Source organism: Saccharopolyspora sp. NPDC049426, from assembly GCF_040676935.1.
In the GTDB taxonomy this organism is placed as follows: Bacteria; Actinomycetota; Actinomycetes; order Mycobacteriales; family Pseudonocardiaceae; genus Saccharopolyspora.
Window position 1 is genome coordinate 574,632 of record NZ_JBFAPZ010000001.1, and the last position, 18,026, is coordinate 592,657.

Annotated in this window: 29 protein-coding genes; 28 read left to right on the forward strand and 1 reads right to left on the reverse strand. The window is 66.4% G+C overall.

From position 1 onward, the window contains the following. The first annotated feature begins 123 nt into the window (after positions 1–123). The 28 genes from tuf (at position 124) to map (ending at position 17,327) form a co-directional block, all read left to right on the forward strand. On the forward strand, positions 124–1,317 hold the full coding sequence (tuf, locus tag AB0J78_RS02755; RefSeq protein ID WP_210968391.1) for an elongation factor Tu: 1,194 nt from the start codon (positions 124–126) through the stop codon (positions 1,315–1,317). A 545-nt stretch (positions 1,318–1,862) separates the two neighbouring features. Further along, a complete protein-coding gene (gene rpsJ / locus AB0J78_RS02760; protein ID WP_009948626.1) occupies positions 1,863–2,168 on the forward strand; it encodes a 30S ribosomal protein S10 in 306 nt (101 codons plus the stop codon). 35 nt (positions 2,169–2,203) lie between these two features. After that, positions 2,204–2,854, forward strand: a complete 651-nt coding sequence (gene rplC, locus AB0J78_RS02765; protein WP_210968392.1) for a 50S ribosomal protein L3 — start codon at positions 2,204–2,206, stop codon at positions 2,852–2,854. Continuing rightward, entirely contained in the window at positions 2,854–3,537 is a 684-nt protein-coding gene (gene rplD, locus AB0J78_RS02770; protein WP_132624358.1) for a 50S ribosomal protein L4, read from the forward strand. Before rplC ends, rplD begins: the two co-directional genes overlap by 1 nt. Next, positions 3,534–3,833: a 50S ribosomal protein L23 gene (gene rplW / locus AB0J78_RS02775; RefSeq protein ID WP_093414194.1), complete on the forward strand. Its 300-nt coding sequence runs from the start codon at positions 3,534–3,536 to the stop codon at positions 3,831–3,833. The genes rplD and rplW overlap by 4 nt, the downstream gene beginning before the upstream one ends. 31 nt (positions 3,834–3,864) lie before the next feature. Further along, positions 3,865–4,698, forward strand: coding sequence for a 50S ribosomal protein L2 (gene rplB / locus AB0J78_RS02780; protein WP_132673939.1), 834 nt, complete (start codon positions 3,865–3,867; stop codon positions 4,696–4,698). Positions 4,699–4,716: 18 nt separating this feature from the next. After that, positions 4,717–4,998 (forward strand): 30S ribosomal protein S19, encoded by a 282-nt coding sequence (rpsS, locus tag AB0J78_RS02785; protein ID WP_093414191.1) that lies wholly within the window; start codon positions 4,717–4,719, stop codon positions 4,996–4,998. Between the two features lie 42 nt (positions 4,999–5,040). Beyond that, entirely contained in the window at positions 5,041–5,454 is a 414-nt protein-coding gene (gene rplV, locus AB0J78_RS02790) for a 50S ribosomal protein L22 (RefSeq protein WP_132624362.1), read from the forward strand. After that, a complete protein-coding gene (rpsC, locus tag AB0J78_RS02795) occupies positions 5,454–6,302 on the forward strand; it encodes a 30S ribosomal protein S3 (protein WP_363786237.1) in 849 nt (282 codons plus the stop codon). The genes rplV and rpsC overlap by 1 nt, the downstream gene beginning before the upstream one ends. A 3-nt stretch (positions 6,303–6,305) precedes the next feature. Continuing rightward, complete coding sequence (rplP, locus tag AB0J78_RS02800; RefSeq protein ID WP_132624366.1) at positions 6,306–6,725, forward strand: 50S ribosomal protein L16; 420 nt, start codon at positions 6,306–6,308, stop codon at positions 6,723–6,725. After that, a complete protein-coding gene (gene rpmC / locus AB0J78_RS02805; RefSeq protein ID WP_363786240.1) occupies positions 6,725–6,967 on the forward strand; it encodes a 50S ribosomal protein L29 in 243 nt (80 codons plus the stop codon). The genes rplP and rpmC overlap by 1 nt, the downstream gene beginning before the upstream one ends. Continuing rightward, complete coding sequence (gene rpsQ / locus AB0J78_RS02810; RefSeq protein WP_132624370.1) at positions 6,964–7,239, forward strand: 30S ribosomal protein S17; 276 nt, start codon at positions 6,964–6,966, stop codon at positions 7,237–7,239. Before rpmC ends, rpsQ begins: the two co-directional genes overlap by 4 nt. 196 nt (positions 7,240–7,435) lie before the next feature. After that, positions 7,436–7,804: a 50S ribosomal protein L14 gene (gene rplN, locus AB0J78_RS02815; protein WP_010315405.1), complete on the forward strand. Its 369-nt coding sequence runs from the start codon at positions 7,436–7,438 to the stop codon at positions 7,802–7,804. Between the two features lie 2 nt (positions 7,805–7,806). Next, the gene (rplX, locus tag AB0J78_RS02820; RefSeq protein ID WP_132673941.1) at positions 7,807–8,121 is read left to right on the forward strand and encodes a 50S ribosomal protein L24; all 315 of its coding nucleotides are present in this window, start codon (positions 7,807–7,809) and stop codon (positions 8,119–8,121) included. A gap of 2 nt (positions 8,122–8,123) precedes the next feature. Beyond that, on the forward strand, positions 8,124–8,687 hold the full coding sequence (gene rplE / locus AB0J78_RS02825) for a 50S ribosomal protein L5 (RefSeq protein ID WP_132673942.1): 564 nt from the start codon (positions 8,124–8,126) through the stop codon (positions 8,685–8,687). Between the two features lie 3 nt (positions 8,688–8,690). Continuing rightward, a complete protein-coding gene (locus tag AB0J78_RS02830; protein WP_132624378.1) occupies positions 8,691–8,876 on the forward strand; it encodes a type Z 30S ribosomal protein S14 in 186 nt (61 codons plus the stop codon). A gap of 245 nt (positions 8,877–9,121) precedes the next feature. Beyond that, positions 9,122–9,520 carry a 30S ribosomal protein S8 gene (gene rpsH, locus AB0J78_RS02835; protein WP_363786244.1) on the forward strand — a complete coding sequence of 133 codons (399 nt, stop codon included), beginning with the start codon at positions 9,122–9,124 and terminating at the stop codon, positions 9,518–9,520. A 16-nt stretch (positions 9,521–9,536) separates the two neighbouring features. After that, complete coding sequence (gene rplF / locus AB0J78_RS02840) at positions 9,537–10,076, forward strand: 50S ribosomal protein L6 (protein ID WP_363786246.1); 540 nt, start codon at positions 9,537–9,539, stop codon at positions 10,074–10,076. A gap of 2 nt (positions 10,077–10,078) precedes the next feature. Next, positions 10,079–10,477, forward strand: coding sequence for a 50S ribosomal protein L18 (rplR, locus tag AB0J78_RS02845; RefSeq protein ID WP_165943816.1), 399 nt, complete (start codon positions 10,079–10,081; stop codon positions 10,475–10,477). Positions 10,478–10,512: 35 nt separating this feature from the next. Next, positions 10,513–11,127: a 30S ribosomal protein S5 gene (gene rpsE / locus AB0J78_RS02850; RefSeq protein WP_132673945.1), complete on the forward strand. Its 615-nt coding sequence runs from the start codon at positions 10,513–10,515 to the stop codon at positions 11,125–11,127. A gap of 5 nt (positions 11,128–11,132) precedes the next feature. Further along, a complete protein-coding gene (gene rpmD / locus AB0J78_RS02855; RefSeq protein WP_132624388.1) occupies positions 11,133–11,315 on the forward strand; it encodes a 50S ribosomal protein L30 in 183 nt (60 codons plus the stop codon). A 1-nt stretch (position 11,316) separates the two neighbouring features. Further along, positions 11,317–11,766, forward strand: a complete 450-nt coding sequence (gene rplO / locus AB0J78_RS02860; RefSeq protein ID WP_132624390.1) for a 50S ribosomal protein L15 — start codon at positions 11,317–11,319, stop codon at positions 11,764–11,766. A gap of 349 nt (positions 11,767–12,115) precedes the next feature. After that, complete coding sequence (locus AB0J78_RS02865) at positions 12,116–12,607, forward strand: hypothetical protein (protein ID WP_363786249.1); 492 nt, start codon at positions 12,116–12,118, stop codon at positions 12,605–12,607. A 12-nt stretch (positions 12,608–12,619) separates the two neighbouring features. After that, positions 12,620–13,273 carry a hypothetical protein gene (locus AB0J78_RS02870; protein WP_363786251.1) on the forward strand — a complete coding sequence of 218 codons (654 nt, stop codon included), beginning with the start codon at positions 12,620–12,622 and terminating at the stop codon, positions 13,271–13,273. 216 nt (positions 13,274–13,489) lie between these two features. Then, entirely contained in the window at positions 13,490–14,086 is a 597-nt protein-coding gene (locus tag AB0J78_RS02875; protein WP_363786253.1) for a hypothetical protein, read from the forward strand. A gap of 286 nt (positions 14,087–14,372) precedes the next feature. After that, positions 14,373–15,686: a preprotein translocase subunit SecY gene (gene secY / locus AB0J78_RS02880; RefSeq protein WP_363786255.1), complete on the forward strand. Its 1,314-nt coding sequence runs from the start codon at positions 14,373–14,375 to the stop codon at positions 15,684–15,686. 194 nt (positions 15,687–15,880) lie between these two features. After that, the gene (locus AB0J78_RS02885; RefSeq protein ID WP_363786257.1) at positions 15,881–16,435 is read left to right on the forward strand and encodes an adenylate kinase; all 555 of its coding nucleotides are present in this window, start codon (positions 15,881–15,883) and stop codon (positions 16,433–16,435) included. 97 nt (positions 16,436–16,532) lie between these two features. Next, positions 16,533–17,327 (forward strand): type I methionyl aminopeptidase, encoded by a 795-nt coding sequence (map, locus tag AB0J78_RS02890; RefSeq protein WP_363786259.1) that lies wholly within the window; start codon positions 16,533–16,535, stop codon positions 17,325–17,327. 4 nt (positions 17,328–17,331) lie between these two features. On the opposite strand, the gene AB0J78_RS02895 is transcribed toward map, so the two are convergent. Further along, positions 17,332–17,928 carry a methyltransferase domain-containing protein gene (locus AB0J78_RS02895; protein ID WP_363786261.1) on the reverse strand — a complete coding sequence of 199 codons (597 nt, stop codon included), beginning with the start codon at positions 17,926–17,928 and terminating at the stop codon, positions 17,332–17,334. Positions 17,929–18,026: the final 98 nt, after the last annotated feature.

Genomic DNA, 18,026 nt, shown 5'->3' on the forward strand with positions numbered 1-18,026 from the left:
CAGACGGCGGCGAGCGGCCCGCGACCACTTCGGAAGCGAACCGCTCGTCACCTACCCGACAGGACTCCGCCTGGCACAACAAGTCGTACGGCGGAAAGTTAACAAGTCCAGGAGGACAATCCAGTGGCGAAGGCGAAGTTCGAGAGGGACAAGCCGCACGTCAACATCGGGACCATCGGTCACGTTGACCACGGCAAGACCACGCTCACCGCAGCCATCACCAAGGTTCTGCACGACAAGTACCCGGAGCTGAACCCCTTCACGCCGTTCGACGAGATCGACAAGGCGCCGGAGGAAAAAGAGCGCGGCATCACGATTCAGATCGCGCACGTGGAGTACCAGACGGAGAAGCGTCACTACGCTCACGTCGACGCTCCGGGTCACGCTGACTACGTGAAGAACATGATCACCGGTGCCGCCCAGATGGACGGCGCGATCCTGGTGGTCGCCGCGACCGACGGCCCGATGCCGCAGACCCGCGAGCACGTGCTGCTGGCTCGCCAGGTCGGCGTGCCCTACATCCTGGTCGCGCTGAACAAGTCCGACATGGTCGACGACGAGGAGATCCTCGAGCTCGTCGAGATGGAGGTCCGCGAGCTGCTGTCGTCCCAGGAGTTCCCGGGCGACGACGTGCCGGTGGTCCGCGTTTCCGCGCTGAAGGCGCTGGAGGGCGACGCCGAGTGGGCCGACAAGATCGTCGAGCTGATGACCGCCGTCGACGAGAACGTTCCGGACCCGGTGCGTGACACCGACAAGGCGTTCCTGATGCCGGTCGAGGACGTCTTCTCGATCACCGGCCGCGGCACCGTCATCACCGGCCGCATCGAGCGCGGCATCATCAAGGTGAACGAGGAGGTGGAACTGGTCGGCATCAAGGAGAAGCCGCTCAAGACCACCGTCACCGGTGTCGAGATGTTCCGCAAGCTCCTCGACGAGGGCCAGGCGGGCGACAACGTCGGTCTGCTGATTCGCGGTATCAAGCGCGAAGAGGTCGAGCGCGGCATGGTCGTCGTGAAGCCGGGCACCACCACCCCGCACACCGAGTTCGAGGCGCAGGTCTACATCCTGTCCAAGGACGAGGGTGGCCGTCACACGCCGTTCTTCAACAACTACCGTCCGCAGTTCTACTTCCGGACCACGGACGTCACCGGCGTTGTGACCCTGCCCGAGGGCACCGAGATGGTCATGCCGGGCGACAACACCGAGATGTCGGTCCAGCTGATCCAGCCCATCGCGATGGACGAGGGTCTGCGCTTCGCGATCCGCGAGGGTGGCCGCACCGTCGGCGCCGGTCGCGTCACCAAGATCACCAAGTGACGTGACGAGGGCCCGCTTTCCTCACGGGGAGCGGGTCCTCTCTTGTTTTGCGGTGACTTCGGTCCCGTAAAACGACCCCCGATTTTGGGTGGTGCAGGCGATGTGCCATCCTGTATGGGTTGCTCGTTCAGGGCGGCCGGAATTTCAGACTCGCGGATCGACGTGATCGGTCCTGGTAGTCGCGATGAAGCTCCGGCCGCCTTGGTGCGAGGGCCTCGCGCCCTTGTTCGGTGTTCGGCTCCGTTCTCTTTCGGAATCCGATCCCCCGGCCGCTTTTGGTCGGCCGAGCAGGGCACAAGAAGGTGTACGGGCTTTCGGGCCCACCCCATCGGCGACGTTCGTGGGGACCGGTATGCGACAGCTGGGCGACACGCCCGACCGCGTGTACCGGGCACCTACACACTTGAACAGGGGCGGACTGAGAGCTGTGACGGCTCCCGGTATCGGGGACGACACCACGCTGAGGGCCGTGAGGGGCACCGATGGGTGCGCCCTGCACCCATGTACCTGACCGCGGCACGAGACTAGAGGAACGGCAAGCCACCATGGCGGGACAGAAGATCCGCATCCGGCTCAAGGCCTACGACCACGAGGCGATCGACGCGTCCGCACGCAAGATCGTCGAGACCGTGACGCGCACCGGCGCTCGGGTCGTGGGGCCAGTGCCGCTGCCCACTGAGAAGAACGTCTACTGCGTCATCCGCTCCCCGCACAAGTACAAGGACTCGCGGGAGCACTTCGAGATGCGTACGCACAAGCGGCTCATCGACATCCTCGAACCGACGCCGAAGACGGTCGACGCGTTGATGCGCATCGACCTGCCGGCCAGCGTCGACGTGAACATCCAGTAAGGCACGGCGACGAGGTAGCGGAGAGAACGAGACCAATGTCTGACAGGCAGATCAAGGGGATTCTGGGCACGAAGCTCGGCATGACCCAGGTCTTCGACGACCAGAACCGGGTCATCCCGGTGACCGTCGTGCAGGCCGGGCCGAACGTGATCACCCAGATCCGGACCCCCGAGAAGGACGGCTACTCGGCCGTGCAGCTGGCGTTCGGCGCCATCGACCCCCGCCGGGTGAACAAGCCGCGTGGCGGCCACTTCACCAAGGCCGGTGTCACCCCGCGCCGCCACGTCGTGGAGCTGCGCACCGCGGATGCCGGCGAGTACGAGCTCGGCCAGGAGATCAGCGCGGACCTCTTCGAGGCAGGCGCGGTGGTCGACGTGGTCGGCACCAGCAAGGGCAAGGGCTTCGCGGGCACCATCAAGCGGCACGGTTTCCACCGTCAGCCGATGAGCCACGGTGCTCAGGCGGTGCACCGCAAGCCGGGTTCCATCGGCGGCTGCGCGACCCCCGGTCGCGTCTTCAAGGGCATGCGCATGGCGGGGCGGATGGGTACCAACCGCGTCACCACGCAGAACCTGAAGGTGCACAAGGTCGAGGGCGACAACGGCCTGCTGCTGATCAAGGGCGCTGTGCCCGGCCCCAAGGGCGGCCTGGTGCTGGTTAAGAGCCCCGCGAAGGGTGGTGCGTGATGAGCTTGACGCTCGACGTCCGTACCCCGGACGGCAAGACCGACGGCACCGTCGAGCTGCCGGCCGAGATTTTCGACGCGCAGGCCAACGTGGCGCTGATGCACCAGGTCGTCGTGGCCCAGCTGGCCGCGGCTCGCCAGGGCACGCACGCCACGAAGACCCGCGGTCAGGTCTCCGGCGGCGGCAAGAAGCCGTACCGGCAGAAGGGCACCGGTAACGCCCGTCAGGGCTCCATCCGCGCCCCTCAGTTCGCCGGCGGTGGCACCGTCCACGGCCCGCAGCCGCGGGACTACACCCAGCGGACCCCGAAGAAGATGGTGAAGGCCGCCCTGCGCGGTGCCCTCTCCGACCGGGTTCGCGCCGGCCAGCTGCACGTGGTCACCGGCGTTGTCGGCGGCGAGCAGCCGTCCACCAAGTCGGCCAAGACCGCGCTGCGGAACTGGACCGAAGCCAAGAAGGTTCTGGTCGTGCTCGACCGCCACGAAGAGCAGAACTCGTGGCTGAGCCTGCGGAACCTGCAGAACGTGCACCTGATCGACCCGGGTCAGCTGAACACCTACGACGTGCTCAACAGCGACGACGTTGTGTTCACCAAGGCCGCCTACGACCGTTTCGTCGCAGGTCCGGCCAAGGGCCGGTCGGTCAAGGCCGCCGCTTCTTCCGCTGAGGAGGCAGAGCAGTGAGCGCCGACCCCCGGGACATCATCCTCAAGCCGGTGATCTCCGAGAAGAGCTACGGGCTGCTGGAGCAGTCGCAGTACACCTTCTTGGTGGACCCGCGCTCGAACAAGACCGAAATCAAGATCGCCATTGAGCAGATCTTCGACGTCAAGGTCGCCAGCGTCAACACGATCAACCGCAACGGCAAGCGCAAGCGCACCCGCACCGGGTTCGGCAAGCGCAAGGACACCAAGCGGGCCATCGTCACCCTGACGCCGGAGAGCAAGGCGATCGAGATCTTCGGCGGTCCGGCCGCCTGACGGTGCTGATTAGGACGAGGTTGCTTTAGAAATGGGCATTCGCAAGTACAAGCCGACGACGCCTGGCCGTCGTGGCTCGAGCGTGTCCGACTTCGCCGAGATCACCCGGACGGAGCCGGAGAAGTCGTTGATCGTCCCGCTGAATCGCAAGGCGGGTCGCAACGCTCAGGGCAAGATCACCACGCGGCACAAGGGTGGCGGTCACAAGCGGGCCTACCGCCTGATCGACTTCCGCCGCAACGACAAGGACGGTGTGCCGGCCAAGGTCGCGCACATCGAGTACGACCCGAACCGCAGCGCTCGGATCGCGCTCCTGCACTACGCCGACGGCGAGAAGCGGTACATCATCGCGCCGAACGGTGTGAAGCAGGGCGACCCGATCGAGAGCGGCGCTCGGGCCGACATCAAGCCGGGTAACAACCTGCCGCTGCGCAACATCCCCACCGGTACCGTGATCCACGCGATCGAGCTCCGCCCCGGTCAGGGCGCGAAGATCGCTCGCTCGGCCGGTGCCCGGGTGCAGCTGGTGGCCAAGGACGGCCCGTACGCCCAGCTGCGGATGCCTTCGGGCGAGATCCGCAACGTGGACGCGCGCTGCCGTGCCACCGTCGGCGAGGTCGGCAACTCGGAGCACGCCAACATCAACTGGGGCAAGGCCGGCCGCATGCGGTGGAAGGGCAAGCGCCCGACCGTCCGCGGTGTCGTCATGAACCCGGTGGACCACCCGCACGGTGGTGGTGAGGGCAAGACCTCCGGTGGTCGCCACCCGGTCAACCCGAACGGTAAGCCGGAGGGGCGTACCCGTCTCCGCAAGCCGAGTGACAAGCTCATCGTCCGCCGCCGGCGTACCGGCAAGAAGCGCTGAGCAGGGAGGTAAGCAAACATGCCACGCAGCCTGAAGAAGGGCCCGTTCGTGGACGACCACCTGCTCAAGAAGGTGGACGCGCTTAACGAGTCGGGCAAGAAGACCGTGATCAAGACCTGGTCCCGTCGGTCGACGATCATCCCGGACATGCTGGGCCACACCTTCGCGGTGCACGACGGTCGCAAGCACGTCCCGGTGTTCGTCACCGAGGCGATGGTGGGGCACAAGCTGGGCGAATTCGCCCCGACCCGCACCTTCAAGGGCCACGTCAAGGACGACCGGAAGTCGCGCCGCCGCTGAGCGGGTCTGTGACACGAACGAGTAAGAGCAAGGGGTAGCAGGATGACAGCCCGTTCCGACTCCACTGCCGCGGAAGCCCCGCGGGCAGTGGCGCGGGCCCGGTTCGTCCGCGTGTCGCCGATGAAGGCGCGGCGCGTGGTCGAGCTCATCAAGGGCCGGAGCGCCAGCGATGCCCTGGCTGTGCTTCAGTTCGCGCCGCAGACCGCCAGCGGTCCGGTGTCGAAGGTGCTCGCCAGTGCGATCGCCAACGCGGAGAACAACCTTTCCCTCGATCCCGAGACGCTGGTCGTGAACCACGCGTACGTGGACGAGGGTCCGACGTTGAAGCGGTTCCGGCCGCGCGCGCAGGGTCGTGCGTACCGGATCCGGAAGCGGACCAGCCACATCACGGTCGAGGTCGAATCTCGGCCCGCGGTGACCAAGTCCCGAAAGAGCCAGAAGGGGAGTGCCCGGTAGTGGGTCAGAAGATCAACCCGCACGGCTTCCGACTCGGCATCACCACGGACTGGAAGTCTCGCTGGTACGCCGACAAGCAGTACTCGGAGTACGTCGCGGAAGACGTCAAGATCCGCCGGCAGCTGTCTCGCGGGATGGAGCGCGCTGGGATCTCGAAGGTGGAGATCGAGCGCACCCGTGAGCGCGTCCGCGTGGACATTCACACCGCCCGGCCGGGCATCGTCATCGGCCGTCGCGGTGCCGAGGCGGACCGCATCCGCGGTGCGCTGGAGAAGCTGACCGGCAAGCAGGTTCAGCTCAACATCCTCGAGGTCAAGAACCCCGAGGCGGACGCCCAGCTGGTCGCACAGGGTGTGGCCGAGCAGCTGTCCAACCGCGTGTCCTTCCGGCGCGCGATGCGCAAGGCCATTCAGTCGGCCATGCGCTCGTCGCAGGTCAAGGGTATCCGGGTGCAGTGCGGCGGACGTCTGGGTGGCGCGGAGATGTCGCGCTCGGAGTTCTACCGCGAGGGTCGCGTCCCGCTGCACACGCTGCGCGCGGACATCGACTACGGCTTCTTCGAGGCCCGCACCACCTTCGGGCGCATCGGCGTCAAGGTGTGGATCTACAAGGGCGAGCTGGTCGGTGGCCTGAAGCAGAAGCAGCAGGAGTCCGAGGTCCGTCCGCCGCGCGGCGGCGGCAACGAGCGCAACGAGCGTGGTGGCCGCGGTGACCGCGGTGGCCGTCGTCGTGGCGGTGCGGACCGCGGTGAGCGCGGTGCAGCTGACAAGTCCGCCAAGGCCGAGACCAAGGCCGCGGAGGGCGAGCAGCCGCAGGCTGCGCCGGCTGAAGAGAAGACGGAGGGCTGAGACGTGCTCGTCCCACGCAGGGTGAAGTGGCGCAAGAGCCACGCGCCGAAGCGTAAGGGCTTCGCCAAGGGTGGCACCCGGATCAGTTTCGGCGAGTACGGCATTCAGGCGATCGAGCACGGCTACGTGACCAACCGGCAGATCGAGTCGGCGCGTATCGCGATCACCCGGCACGTCAAGCGCGGCGGCAAGGTGTGGATCAACATCTTCCCGGACCGCCCGCTGACCAAGAAGCCGGCCGAAACCCGTCAGGGTTCCGGTAAGGGTTCGCCGGAGTCCTGGGTCGCCAACGTCAAGCCCGGACGCATCATGTTCGAGCTGACCTTCCCGAACGAGAAGACGGCGGTCGAGGCGTTGACTCGTGCGGCGCACAAGCTCCCGATGAAGTGCAAGATCGTGTCCCGCGAGGGTGGTGACTTCTGATGGCAGCGGGTGTCACCGCATCCGAGCTCCGCGAGCTGGACAACGAGGAGCTCGTGCAGCGGCTGAAGGAATCGAAGGAAGAGCTGTTCAACCTCCGGTTCCAGATGGCCACTGGTCAGCTGCAGAACAACCGGCGGCTGCGCGTCGTCCGACAGGACATCGCCCGGATCTACACCATCATGCGCGAGCGCGAACTGGGCCTGACGGTTAACACCGAAGGCGCTGAGGAGGGCGCGGCATGAGTGAGAAAGGACAGGGCGTGGAGCGCAACAGCCGCAAGGTGCGCGAGGGCTACGTCGTCTCGGACAAGATGGACAAGACGATCGTGGTCTCCCTGGAAGACCGCAAGAAGCACGCCCTCTACGGCAAGGTCATGCGGCAGACCACCAAGGTCAAGGCGCACGACGAGGCCAACTCGGCCGGCGTCGGTGACCGGGTACTGCTGATGGAGACCCGGCCGCTGTCGGCCAGCAAGCGCTGGCGACTGGTCGAGGTCGTCGAGAAGGCCAAGTAATCAACACAGTTCTGGGTGGTCCTGCGTCCCGCGCAGGTGGTCTCTCAGAACGACACGGCGAACCGGCCGGTCGCCGGCAAGATCAGCGGCCGGCCGTTTCGCTTGTGGTAGTTGACCGCGCGTGTCAGGTCGGCAATTTGGCACGCCAGAGTGTGTCCGGGCACAAGGTTCGGGCACTTAGGGTCAGGAGTCATACGTGATCCAGCAGGAGTCGCGACTTCGCGTCGCCGACAACACCGGGGCCAAGGAGATCCTTACGATCCGTGTCCTCGGTGGGTCGGGTCGGCGCTACGCGGGCCTCGGGGACATCATCGTGGCGACCGTCAAGGAAGCCATCCCCGGTGCCGGAGTCAAGAAGGGCGATGTGGTCAAGGCCGTCATCGTCCGCCAGAAGAAGGAAAAGCGTCGCGCGGATGGTTCCTACATCCGGTTCGACGAGAACGCCGCCGTCCTGGTGAAGCCGGGTGGCGAGCCGCGAGGCACCCGCATCTTCGGGCCGGTGGCCCGAGAACTGCGCGACAAGAAGTTCATGAAGATCATCTCGCTCGCGCCGGAGGTGTTGTGATCATGAAGATCAAGAAGGGCGACACGGTCGTCGTCATCTCCGGTAAGGACAAGGGCGCCAAGGGCAAGGTCATCCAGGCCATGCCGGCGGAGCAGCGGGTCCTGGTCGAGGGTGTCAACCGGATCAAGAAGCACACCAAGGTCTCCCGGACCGAGCGTGGCGCGCAGTCCGGCGGCATCGTCACCCAGGAAGCCCCGATCCACGTGAGCAACGTGATGGTCGTGGACTCGGACGGCAAGCCGACCCGCGTCGGTCACCGCATCGACGAGGACGGCAAGAAGGTTCGCGTCTCGCGCCGCAACGGTAAGGACATCTGATCATGACTACTGCTGAGAAGATCGTCCCCCGGCTCAAGACCCGGTACCGCGAGGAGATCCGCCAGGCCCTGAACGAGGAGTTCAACTACTCCAACGTGATGCAGGTGCCGGGCGCGGTCAAGGTCGTGGTCAACATGGGTGTTGGCGACGCCGCGCGGGACAGCAAGCTGATCGAGGGCGCGGTTCGCGACCTCACCTCCATCACCGGCCAGAAGCCCGAGATCCGTCGGGCCCGCAAGTCCATCGCGCAGTTCAAGCTGCGCGAGGGCCAGCCGATCGGCGCGCGGGTGACCCTGCGCGGCGATCGCATGTGGGAGTTCCTGGACCGCCTGGTCACCATCGCGCTGCCGCGAATCCGTGACTTCCGCGGTCTCTCGCCGAAGCAGTTCGACGGCAGGGGCAACTACACGTTCGGCCTCAACGAGCAGTCGATGTTCCACGAGATCAACCCGGACAACATCGACCGCCCGCGGGGTATGGACATCACCGTCGTTACCACTGCCACCAACGATGACGAGGGCCGGGCGCTGCTGAAGCACCTGGGCTTCCCGTTCAAGGAGAACTGAGCGATGGCGAAGAAGGCGCTGGTTATCAAGGCGGCCCAGAAGCCGAAGTTCAAGGTTCGCGGCTACACCCGCTGCCAGAAGTGCGGGCGTCCGCGCTCGGTGTTCCGCAAGTTCGGCCTCTGCCGCGTTTGCTTCCGCGAGATGGCGCACGCGGGCGAGCTGCCCGGCGTGAGCAAGTCTTCCTGGTGAGCACTCGCCTGCTTCGGGGTCCCGGTTTCCCGGTCTGATCCGGCGACCCTTACCCTGAAGCAGGCGCTACCAGGGCTGATGCCCACGCTCCGCACGCGAGCCGTGCTTGCGCACGACTGAACAGGGCCCCGTCACCGTGGCGGGAGACCCCGAACTTCGTCCAGGCCAGAGTCCAGACGCCCACCCTCTCCGGGTGGGTCGTGGTCCGGGCTCATCGGAACCAGACGAGAAAGGTTGAGCAGGTCATGACGATGACCGATCCGATCGCAGACATGCTGACGCGTCTGCGCAACGGAAACTCGGCATACCACGACGAGGTCGTGATGCCGCACTCCAAGCTGAAGGCGAACATCGCCGAGATCCTCAAGCGGGAGGGCTACGTCGCCGGCTCCCGCGTCGAGGACGGGGAGACTCACAAGAACCTCGTCGTCGAGCTGAAGTACGGCCCGAACCGCGAGCGGAGCATCGCGGGCCTGCGCCGGGTCTCCAAGCCCGGTCTGCGGGTCTACGCCAAGTCCACGAACCTGCCCAAGGTTCTCGGTGGTCTGGGCGTCGCCATCATCTCGAGCTCCGGCGGTCTCGTGACCGACCGGCAGGCCATGAAGAAGGGCGTGGGCGGGGAAGTCCTCGCCTACGTCTGGTAAGGGAGGAGGAGCGGCTATGTCGCGCATCGGAAAGCTGCCGATCACCGTCCCCTCCGGCGTCGAGGTGAACATCGACGGCCAGGCGGTGACCGTGAAGGGCCCCAAGGGCGAGCTTGCTCACCAGGTCCGCGAGCCGATCGTCGTCGAGAAGGACGAGGACGGCGCGGTGCTGGTCAAGCGCCCCGACGACGAGCGGGAGAGCCGGTCGCTGCACGGGCTGACCCGGACTCTCGTCAACAACATGGTGATCGGCGTCAGCCAGGGATACCAGAAGGATCTGGAGATCCAGGGCGTCGGTTACCGAGTGCTGCAGAAGGGATCGAACCTCGAGTTCTCCCTCGGCTACAGCCACCCCATCGTGATCGAGCCGCCGGACGGCATTCAGTTCGCGGTCGACGGCCCGACCAAGCTTTCGGTCAAGGGCATCGACAAGCAGCTGGTCGGCGAGATCGCGGCTCGTATCCGCAAGCTGCGCAAGCCCGACCCGTACAAGGGCAAGGGTGTCCGGTACGCGGGTGAGACCATCCGCCGCAAGGTCGGAAAGACGGGTAAGTGACCATGAGCGAGACAGCTACCAAGCGCAAGCCGGTTGGCAAGGACATCTCGACCAAGCGTCGGCTCGCCCGCGCCAAGCGTCACACGCGCCTCCGGAAGAAGATCCTGGGCACCGCCGAGCGCCCGCGTCTGGTCGTCACTCGGTCGCTGCGCAACATCACCGCGCAGGTCATCGACGACACCAAGGGCCACACCGTTGCGTCGGCCACGAGCCTGGAGTCCGAGCTCCGCGGCTTCGAGGGTGACAAGAAGGCCGTGGCCACCAAGGTCGGCGAGCTCGTCGCCGCCCGTGCCAAGGACGCCGGTGTCGAGAAGGTCGTGTTCGACCGCGGCGGCAACGCCTACCACGGTCGCGTGGCCGCTCTGGCCGACGCCGCCCGTGACGGCGGACTGGAGTTCTGACAAGTGCGTAAGAACGAGACTGGAAGGGACGCCTGATGCCTGGACGCACTCGGCGTGAAGGCGGCGGGGAGTCCGGCGGCAAGGACCGCCGGGACCGCCGCGACGGCGGCCGTGGCGGGGCGGCCCAAGAGAAGACCCCGCAGTTCGAACGTGTCGTGACCATCAACCGCGTCGCGAAGGTCGTCAAGGGTGGTCGGCGCTTCAGCTTCACCGCGCTGGTCGTCGTCGGCGACGGCGACGGCATGGTTGGTGTCGGCTACGGCAAGGCCAAGGAAGTTCCCGCGGCCATCGCCAAGGGCGTCGAGGAGGCGAAGAAGAACTTCTTCCGCGTCCCGCGCCTGGGCGGCACCATCACGCACCCGGTGCAGGGCGAGGACGCCGCCGGCGTCGTGCTGCTGCGTCCGGCCAGCGCCGGTACCGGTGTCATCGCCGGTGGCCCGGTGCGCGCGGTGCTGGAGTGCGCCGGTGTCCACGACGTGCTGAGCAAGTCGCTGGGCTCGGACAACCCGATCAACATCGTGCACGCCACGGTTGACGCCCTCAAGCAGCTGCAGCGTCCGGAGGAGGTCGCGGCTCGCCGTGGCCTGCCGCTGGAAGATGTCGCTCCGGCGTTCATCATGCGTGCGCGTGCCGCCGGGACGGGGGTCTGATCGTCATGGCACAGCTCAAGATCACTCAGGTGCGCGGGCTGGTCGGCTCGAAGCAGAACCAGCGCGACACCATGCGCAGCCTCGGCTTGCGCAAGATCCGTCAGTCCGTGGTTCGCCCGGACGACTCGAACGTGCGCGGCATGGTCAACGCCGTCCGTCACCTGGTGACGGTCGAGGAGGTCGACTGACATGGTCATCAAACTGCACGACCTGCGTCCGGCCCCTGGCGCCAAGCGCGACAAGATCCGCGTCGGCCGCGGTGAGGGCTCCAAGGGCAAGACCGCCGGCCGCGGTACCAAGGGCACCAAGGCCCGCAAGACCGTCTCCCCTCGTTTCGAGGGTGGGCAGATGCCGATCCACATGCGGCTCCCGAAGCTCAAGGGCTTCAAGAACCGCTTCCGCACCGAGTACCAGGGTGTGAACCTCGGCAAGCTGGCCCAGGCGTTCCCCGAGGGTGGCACCGTCGGTTTCGACGAGCTCGTCGCCAAGGGCCTGGTCAAGAAGAACGAGCTGGTGAAGATCCTCGGCGACGGGGACCTGGAGGGCGTCAAGCTGGACGTCACCGCTCACGCCTTCACCGGCAGCGCTCAGGAGAAGATCACCGCCGCCGGCGGTTCGGTCACCAAGCTCGAGCGCTGATCGAGTTCAGCAGAAGACCCGCCATCCAACCGGGATGGCGGGTCTTCTGTTTTTCCCATTCGGGACCCATCTTTTTCCTGATTCCCACAACTTCCCAGTCGCGATACGGTGCGCACTCGGGAAATCACCCTTGGCAGTTCACTTAGCCGGTTCGCGAGTTCTCCGGCCGCGATATGCGCGAACGCCAGGACCCCTCTTCAGTCCAAGGCGATCCACCGAAGAGTTTCAAGCGAAGGTGGGCCCGTCCTGCTACTTTTCGTCGGTGTTGGCCCCGTCACACGACTCCTTAGCTTTATCGACGCCGTTTCACCCGGACGGCGCTGGTAAATCGAGGGAGGAGCGACGGCATATGCGACCACGACAGGTGGGACGGCGTGCCGTCCTGGTGATCGTCGCGGTGTTGGCCGCGGTTGTCCCGGGAGCAGCGGTGGCCCAACCCGGCGGGCAGGTGGCCCCGAAACCGGATTCGCACTGCAGCTATCACTTCAGCACCGGCGAGACCCTGTGCTTCAACACGCTGGCCGAGGCCACGGCGCAGTCGAGGGACGCGCGTGGCGACGTCATCCAGGCGACGTTGTTCGCCGACCCCAACTACGGCGGGGCCAGCTTCACCGTCTACGGCTCCGAGATGTGCGAGAAGGACGGTGTCGTCAACTTCCAGATCAACCTGCCCGACGACTGGAAGAACATCGTCTCCTCGGTTCAGCCGTGGGGCGGCTGCTGGATCTGGCTGTACCCGGAGCCCGACCTGGGCGGCGAGCGCGACGGGCCGTTCAAGGAGAACACGCCCGACGTCGGTTCGATGCTGAACGACCGCACCCAGTCCGTCGGTCTGAGCTGAGGGGAATTCGCCATGCGAGCAGGAACGATCCGCACCCTGGTGGCGTCGGCGAGCGCGTTCGGCGCGCTGGTCGTGCCCGTCACCGCCAACGCGACCGCTGAGAGCGCCGGTGTCATCAACGCGCGGGGCGTCAACGCCGCCGAGGACCCGACGGTCCGGGAGCTGCTGGAGAAGTGCGACAACGGCACCGACAGCTGCGTGTTCCACCCGGCCGGCGAGCCGGAGTACTTCACCGCGGACACCAAGCAGGTCGGCGACCCGGTCTACAACTGCACCCCGGACGACCAGCGCCACAGCGTCGCCTGGTCGGACACCACGTCGCAGAGCAACAGCGTCGGCTTGTCGATGACCACCGAGGCGGGCTTCGGCAAGGTCTTCGCCGTCACCTACGAGCAGACCTTCCAGCACACCTGGGAGGAGACGCACACCGAGTCGCAGACGACGTTCGTCGACACCGGTTCGCACCAGGTGGGCTGGGTCGAGCGGGCCGCCCAGATGCAGAAGGTGCGCGGCACGTACGAGCTCCACTTCGAGGACAAGTTCCACGACCACTACATCTGGTACGTCAACGACTTCGAGGCGACCGGTCCGGCCCAGGACTCGTCGACCGCGGTCAGCCAGCACTCCCGCGACATGACCCAGGAAGAAGTCGACGCCTGCCCGTAATCCCCCACACGCCTTGACCCCGATTACCCCGGTAATCAGGACCCCGATTACGGCGGTATTCCGGGACCCGATTGCGGCGGTGTTCCGGGTCCGGAGAGCGGCGGTGGTCCGGTGGCCGAAAAGCGTGGTGGTCCGGTGGCCGAAAGCGTGGTGGTCCGGTTCTCGGATGCGGGTGTTGTCCGGTTGGTCTTCAAGTTGATCGAGAGGAACTCGATGATGAAGCGCATCGCGGTGAGCTGCGTGTCGGCGATCGGGGCGGCTCTGCTGCTGGCCCCGCCTGCCACGGCGGCCGAAGAGCCCACGGTTCGCGAGCTGCTGGAGAAGTGCGACAACGGCACCGACAGCTGCGTGTTCCACCCCGAGGGCGAGGTGGAGTACTACCAGAACAGTTCAGAGGCGGTCGGCTCTCCGGTGTTCAACTGCACCGACAAGGAGCAGATGATGAACGTCGCCTGGTCCGACAGCACCGCGGAGAGCAACAGCGTGGGTCTGTCGATGAGCACCAGCTTCGGCGAGGTGTTCAAGGTGACCTTCAAGGCGACCTACGGTCACGAGTGGCGGTCCGAGCACACCGAGTCGCAGACCACCTTCATCACCGTGCGTCCCGGTGAGGTCGGGCAGGTGTACCACGGACCGAAGATGCAGAAGGCCAAGGGAACCTACGAGCTGCACTTCGAGGACAAGTTCTACGATCACTACATCTGGTACGTCAACGACTTCGAGGCCAGCGGCCCGGCCGACGACCAGGGCGGGACGGTCACCCAGTCCACCCGCGCGATGACCGAGGAAGAAAAGCAGGCAAACTGCGGTTGATCCCGATGTGATCGTCGATCTTCGACAACACCGCAGGTCAAGCTGGGAATAACGGCAACCGCGCCTGGGAGGGCGCGGTTGCCGCTGCTTGGTGGCGATGTTGCGAAACGTTGATCGTCGTGAGGGTTCGGTCGCTGTCCGTATCCACCTCGCGGCCTGCTAAAGTCGCGCGGTAGTGCCGTGGGTGACCACGGCCTTGTCCATGGAGTTTCCCGCCGTGCCGGCTGGCGAAGCCGGCCGCTTGTTTTCCGGCCGGTTCCGACCGGTTCGCGTACAGGAGGTTCGCGTGCTCGGCGCCTTCCGCTCGGCTCTGGCAACGCCGGACCTGCGCCGCAAGATCCTGTTCACGCTGGGAATGGTGGTGCTGTACCGCCTCGGTGCGACGATTCCGTCGCCCGGTGTGTCGTACCCCAACATCCAGCAGTGCATCGAGCAGATTCAGGGCAGCGGCGCTCAGAGTGTCTACTCTCTTCTCACCCTCTTCAGCGGCGGTGCGCTGCTGCAGCTGTCGGTGCTGTCGCTGGGCATCATGCCCTACATCACGGCGAGCATCATCATCCAGCTGCTGCAGGTGGTCATCCCTCGCTTCGAGCAGCTGAAGAAGGAAGGCCAGTCCGGCCAGGCCAAGCTCACCCAGTACACCCGGTACCTCACGATCGCCCTGGCGGTCCTGCAGGGCACCGGCATCGTCGCGCTCGCGGTGCGCGGGCAGCTGTTCCAGGGCTGCTCGGTCTCGCCGATCCCGGACGACTCGGTCCTGAACCTGATCACCATCGTGGTCGTCATGACCGCCGGTGCGGCCGTCCTGATGTGGATGGGCGAGCTGATCACCGAGCGCGGCATCGGCAACGGCATGTCGCTGCTGATCTTCGTCTCGATCGCCTCGCGGATCCCCGCTGAGGGCGGCAACATCCTGAACTCGCACGGCGGCCTGGTCTTCGCCATGGTCTGCCTGTTCGCGGTCGCGATCATCGCCACCGTGGTGTTCATCGAGCAGGCGCAGCGCCGGATCCCGGTGCAGTACGCCAAGCGCATGATCGGCCGCAGGATGTACGGCGGCACGTCCACGTACCTGCCGCTGAAGGTGAACCAGGCGGGTGTCATCCCGGTCATCTTCGGTTCGTCGCTGCTGTACCTGCCGCAGCTGATCGGTCAGCTGGCGGGCAACCAGGACAGCTGGTGGGCGCGCTTCCTGCAGACCTACATCGTCGATCCGGCCAGCTGGGTTCACATCCTGCTGTACATGCTGCTGATCATCTTCTTCGCCTACTTCTACGTGTCGATCACGTTCAACCCGGAAGAGCGGGCGGACGACATGAAGAAGTTCGGCGGGTTCATCCCCGGTATCCGCCCCGGTCGCCCGACCGCGGAGTACCTGAGCTTCGTGCTCTCGCGCATCACCCTGCCCGGCGCGCTGTACCTGGGCATCGTGGCCATCCTGCCGATGTTCTTCCTGGGCTTGACCGGTGGTCAGGGCCAGAACCAGAACTTCCCGTTCGGCGGCACCGCGGTGCTGATCATGGTGAACGTGGGTCTGGACACCGTGAAGCAGATCGAGAGCCAGCTCACGCAGCGGAAGTACGAGGGTTTCCTCAGGTAAGGTGGAGCGCCCGGGCGTGTGCTGCACACGCCCGGACCAGCGTGCTTGCCCATGCGCGGACTTTCGCATGGGCATGTTCGCTCGCCCCTCGTCCATGCGTAGGGTGGTTGGGATCGCAGCGCCGTCGGTACGGGGCGGTGCCGCGCAGCTCGTCAGCAGTTGGCGCGCGACGGTGAGGATTCGGAGGCAGACCCTTGGTGCGATTGGTTCTCGTCGGCCCGCCTGGTGCCGGTAAGGGTACCCAGGCGGCTGTGCTCAGCGAGAAGCTCGGTGTGCCGCACATCTCCACCGGAGATCTGTTCCGCGCGAACATCGGCAACTCCACGCCGCTCGGCCAGAAGGCCAAGAGCTACATGGACGCCGGTGAACTGGTGCCGGACGAGGTCACCAACGAGATGGTGCGCGACCGCCTCGGTGACGAGGACGCAGCCCAGGGCTTCCTGCTCGACGGCTACCCGCGCAACACCGCTCAGGCCGAGGTGCTCGGTGGCATCCTCGGCGAGAAGGGCCTCGCCCTGACCGCGGTCGTGCAGTTCGACGTCCCGGAGGAGGAGCTGGTCAAGCGCATGCTGGCGCGCGGCCGCTCGGACGACACCGAGGACGTCATCCGCCGCCGTCTCGCGGTGTACCACGAGGAGACCGAACCGATCCTGGGCTACTACCAGGACAAGGTCATCAAGATCGACGCCATGGGCTCGATCGAGGAGATCACCGGCCGCGCGCTGGAAGCGCTGCGCAGCCACCAGTGAACGTTCGCGCGGCCGGTCACCGATGGTGGCCGGCCGTCGCATTTTCCTCGCCGGGCGCGAACCGGCGTCGTCCAGCAATACTTCGAAGGTGAGTGCCTTGTTGCGTCGGGGTAAGGGCATCGAGCTCAAGTCGCGCGGTGAGATCGAGGCGATGCGAGCCGCCGGACTGGTCGTCGCGCGTGCGCTGGCGGCCGTCCGGGAGAAGGCCGTGCCGGGTGCGAGCACCGGCGAGCTGGACGCCATCGCCGAGCAGGTCATCCGCGACGCCGGTGCGGTGCCCTCGTTCAAGGGCTACCACGGCTTCCCCGGTTCGATCTGCGCTTCGCTGAACGAGAAGGTCGTGCACGGCATCCCGTCGGTGCGCGAGGTCGTCTCCGAGGGAGATCTGCTGTCGGTCGACTGCGGCGCGATCCTCGACGGCTGGCACGGCGATTCCGCCGTCACGCTGGCCATCGGCGAGATCAGCGATGCCGACCGCGCGCTGTCGGCCGCGACCGAGGCGTCCATGTGGGCGGGCATCGAGAAGGTGCGCGCAGGCAACCGCCTCACCGACATCTCGCACGCCGTGGAGACCGCCGCGCTGACGGCGGCTGCGACCGACGGCCGCGACTACGGCATCATCGCCGAGTACGGCGGCCACGGCATCGGGACCCAGATGCACATGGAGCCGTTCCTGCCGAACCTCGGCAAGCCGGGCCGCGGCCCCAAGCTGCGGGTGGGCATGGCGCTGGCGGTCGAGCCGATGCTGACCGGCGGCACCGCCGAGACCGAGGAGCTCGACGACGCCTGGACCGTCGTCACCGCCGACGGCTCCCGTGCCGCCCACTGGGAGCACACGGTCGCCATCACCGAAGACGGTCCCTGGGTCCTCACGGCCCCGGAAGAGGCCTGAGCCCTCAGCCCTTGGGTCGGCGGCAGGCGTAGACCCGCGCCGGCGGCACGTTGCGCCAGACGGCGCTGCGGGGGAACACCTCGTCGAAGGTCTCGTCGAGCGCTCCGATGAACTCCTTGGTCTGCGCGCGCCACAGCGTCGTCAGGTAGGTGACGGTGGTGAACACCCCGCCCGGGGTCATCACCGCGGCGGCCTCGTGCAGCAGCTCGCGCTGCTTGTCGCCGGGTAGCAGCGTCCACGGGATCGAGCTGATCACCGCATCGACCCTGTCCACGCCCGCGTCGGCGAGGAGTTTGCGCAGGTCGGAAGCATCCCCGTGGATCACCTCCAGCCACGGCTTGGTGCGGTTGAGGTAGCGGACCAGCTCCGGATCGATCTCCACCGCCAGATGTCGCGACCCGGGTGCGACGCGCTCCCGGATGGGATCGCTGAGCGCACCGGTGCCGGGGCCGAGCTCCAGCACCGTGCTGGGGCCGTGGCTGGGCACGACGTCGGCGACCGCGCGGGCCACGTGCTCCGAGGTCGGCAGCACCGCGCCGACCTTCGACGGGTTCTGGACGGCGCGGCCCACGAACATCAGGTACTCGCGTGACTTGCTCACGGCTCTCCTGCCCTCCCCGGGTTTGATGCCGCCCGACCGTAACCGGTCCGCAATCAGACATCCACGTCGACCGAAACTCGGCCTTTTGCCTGGAAGTA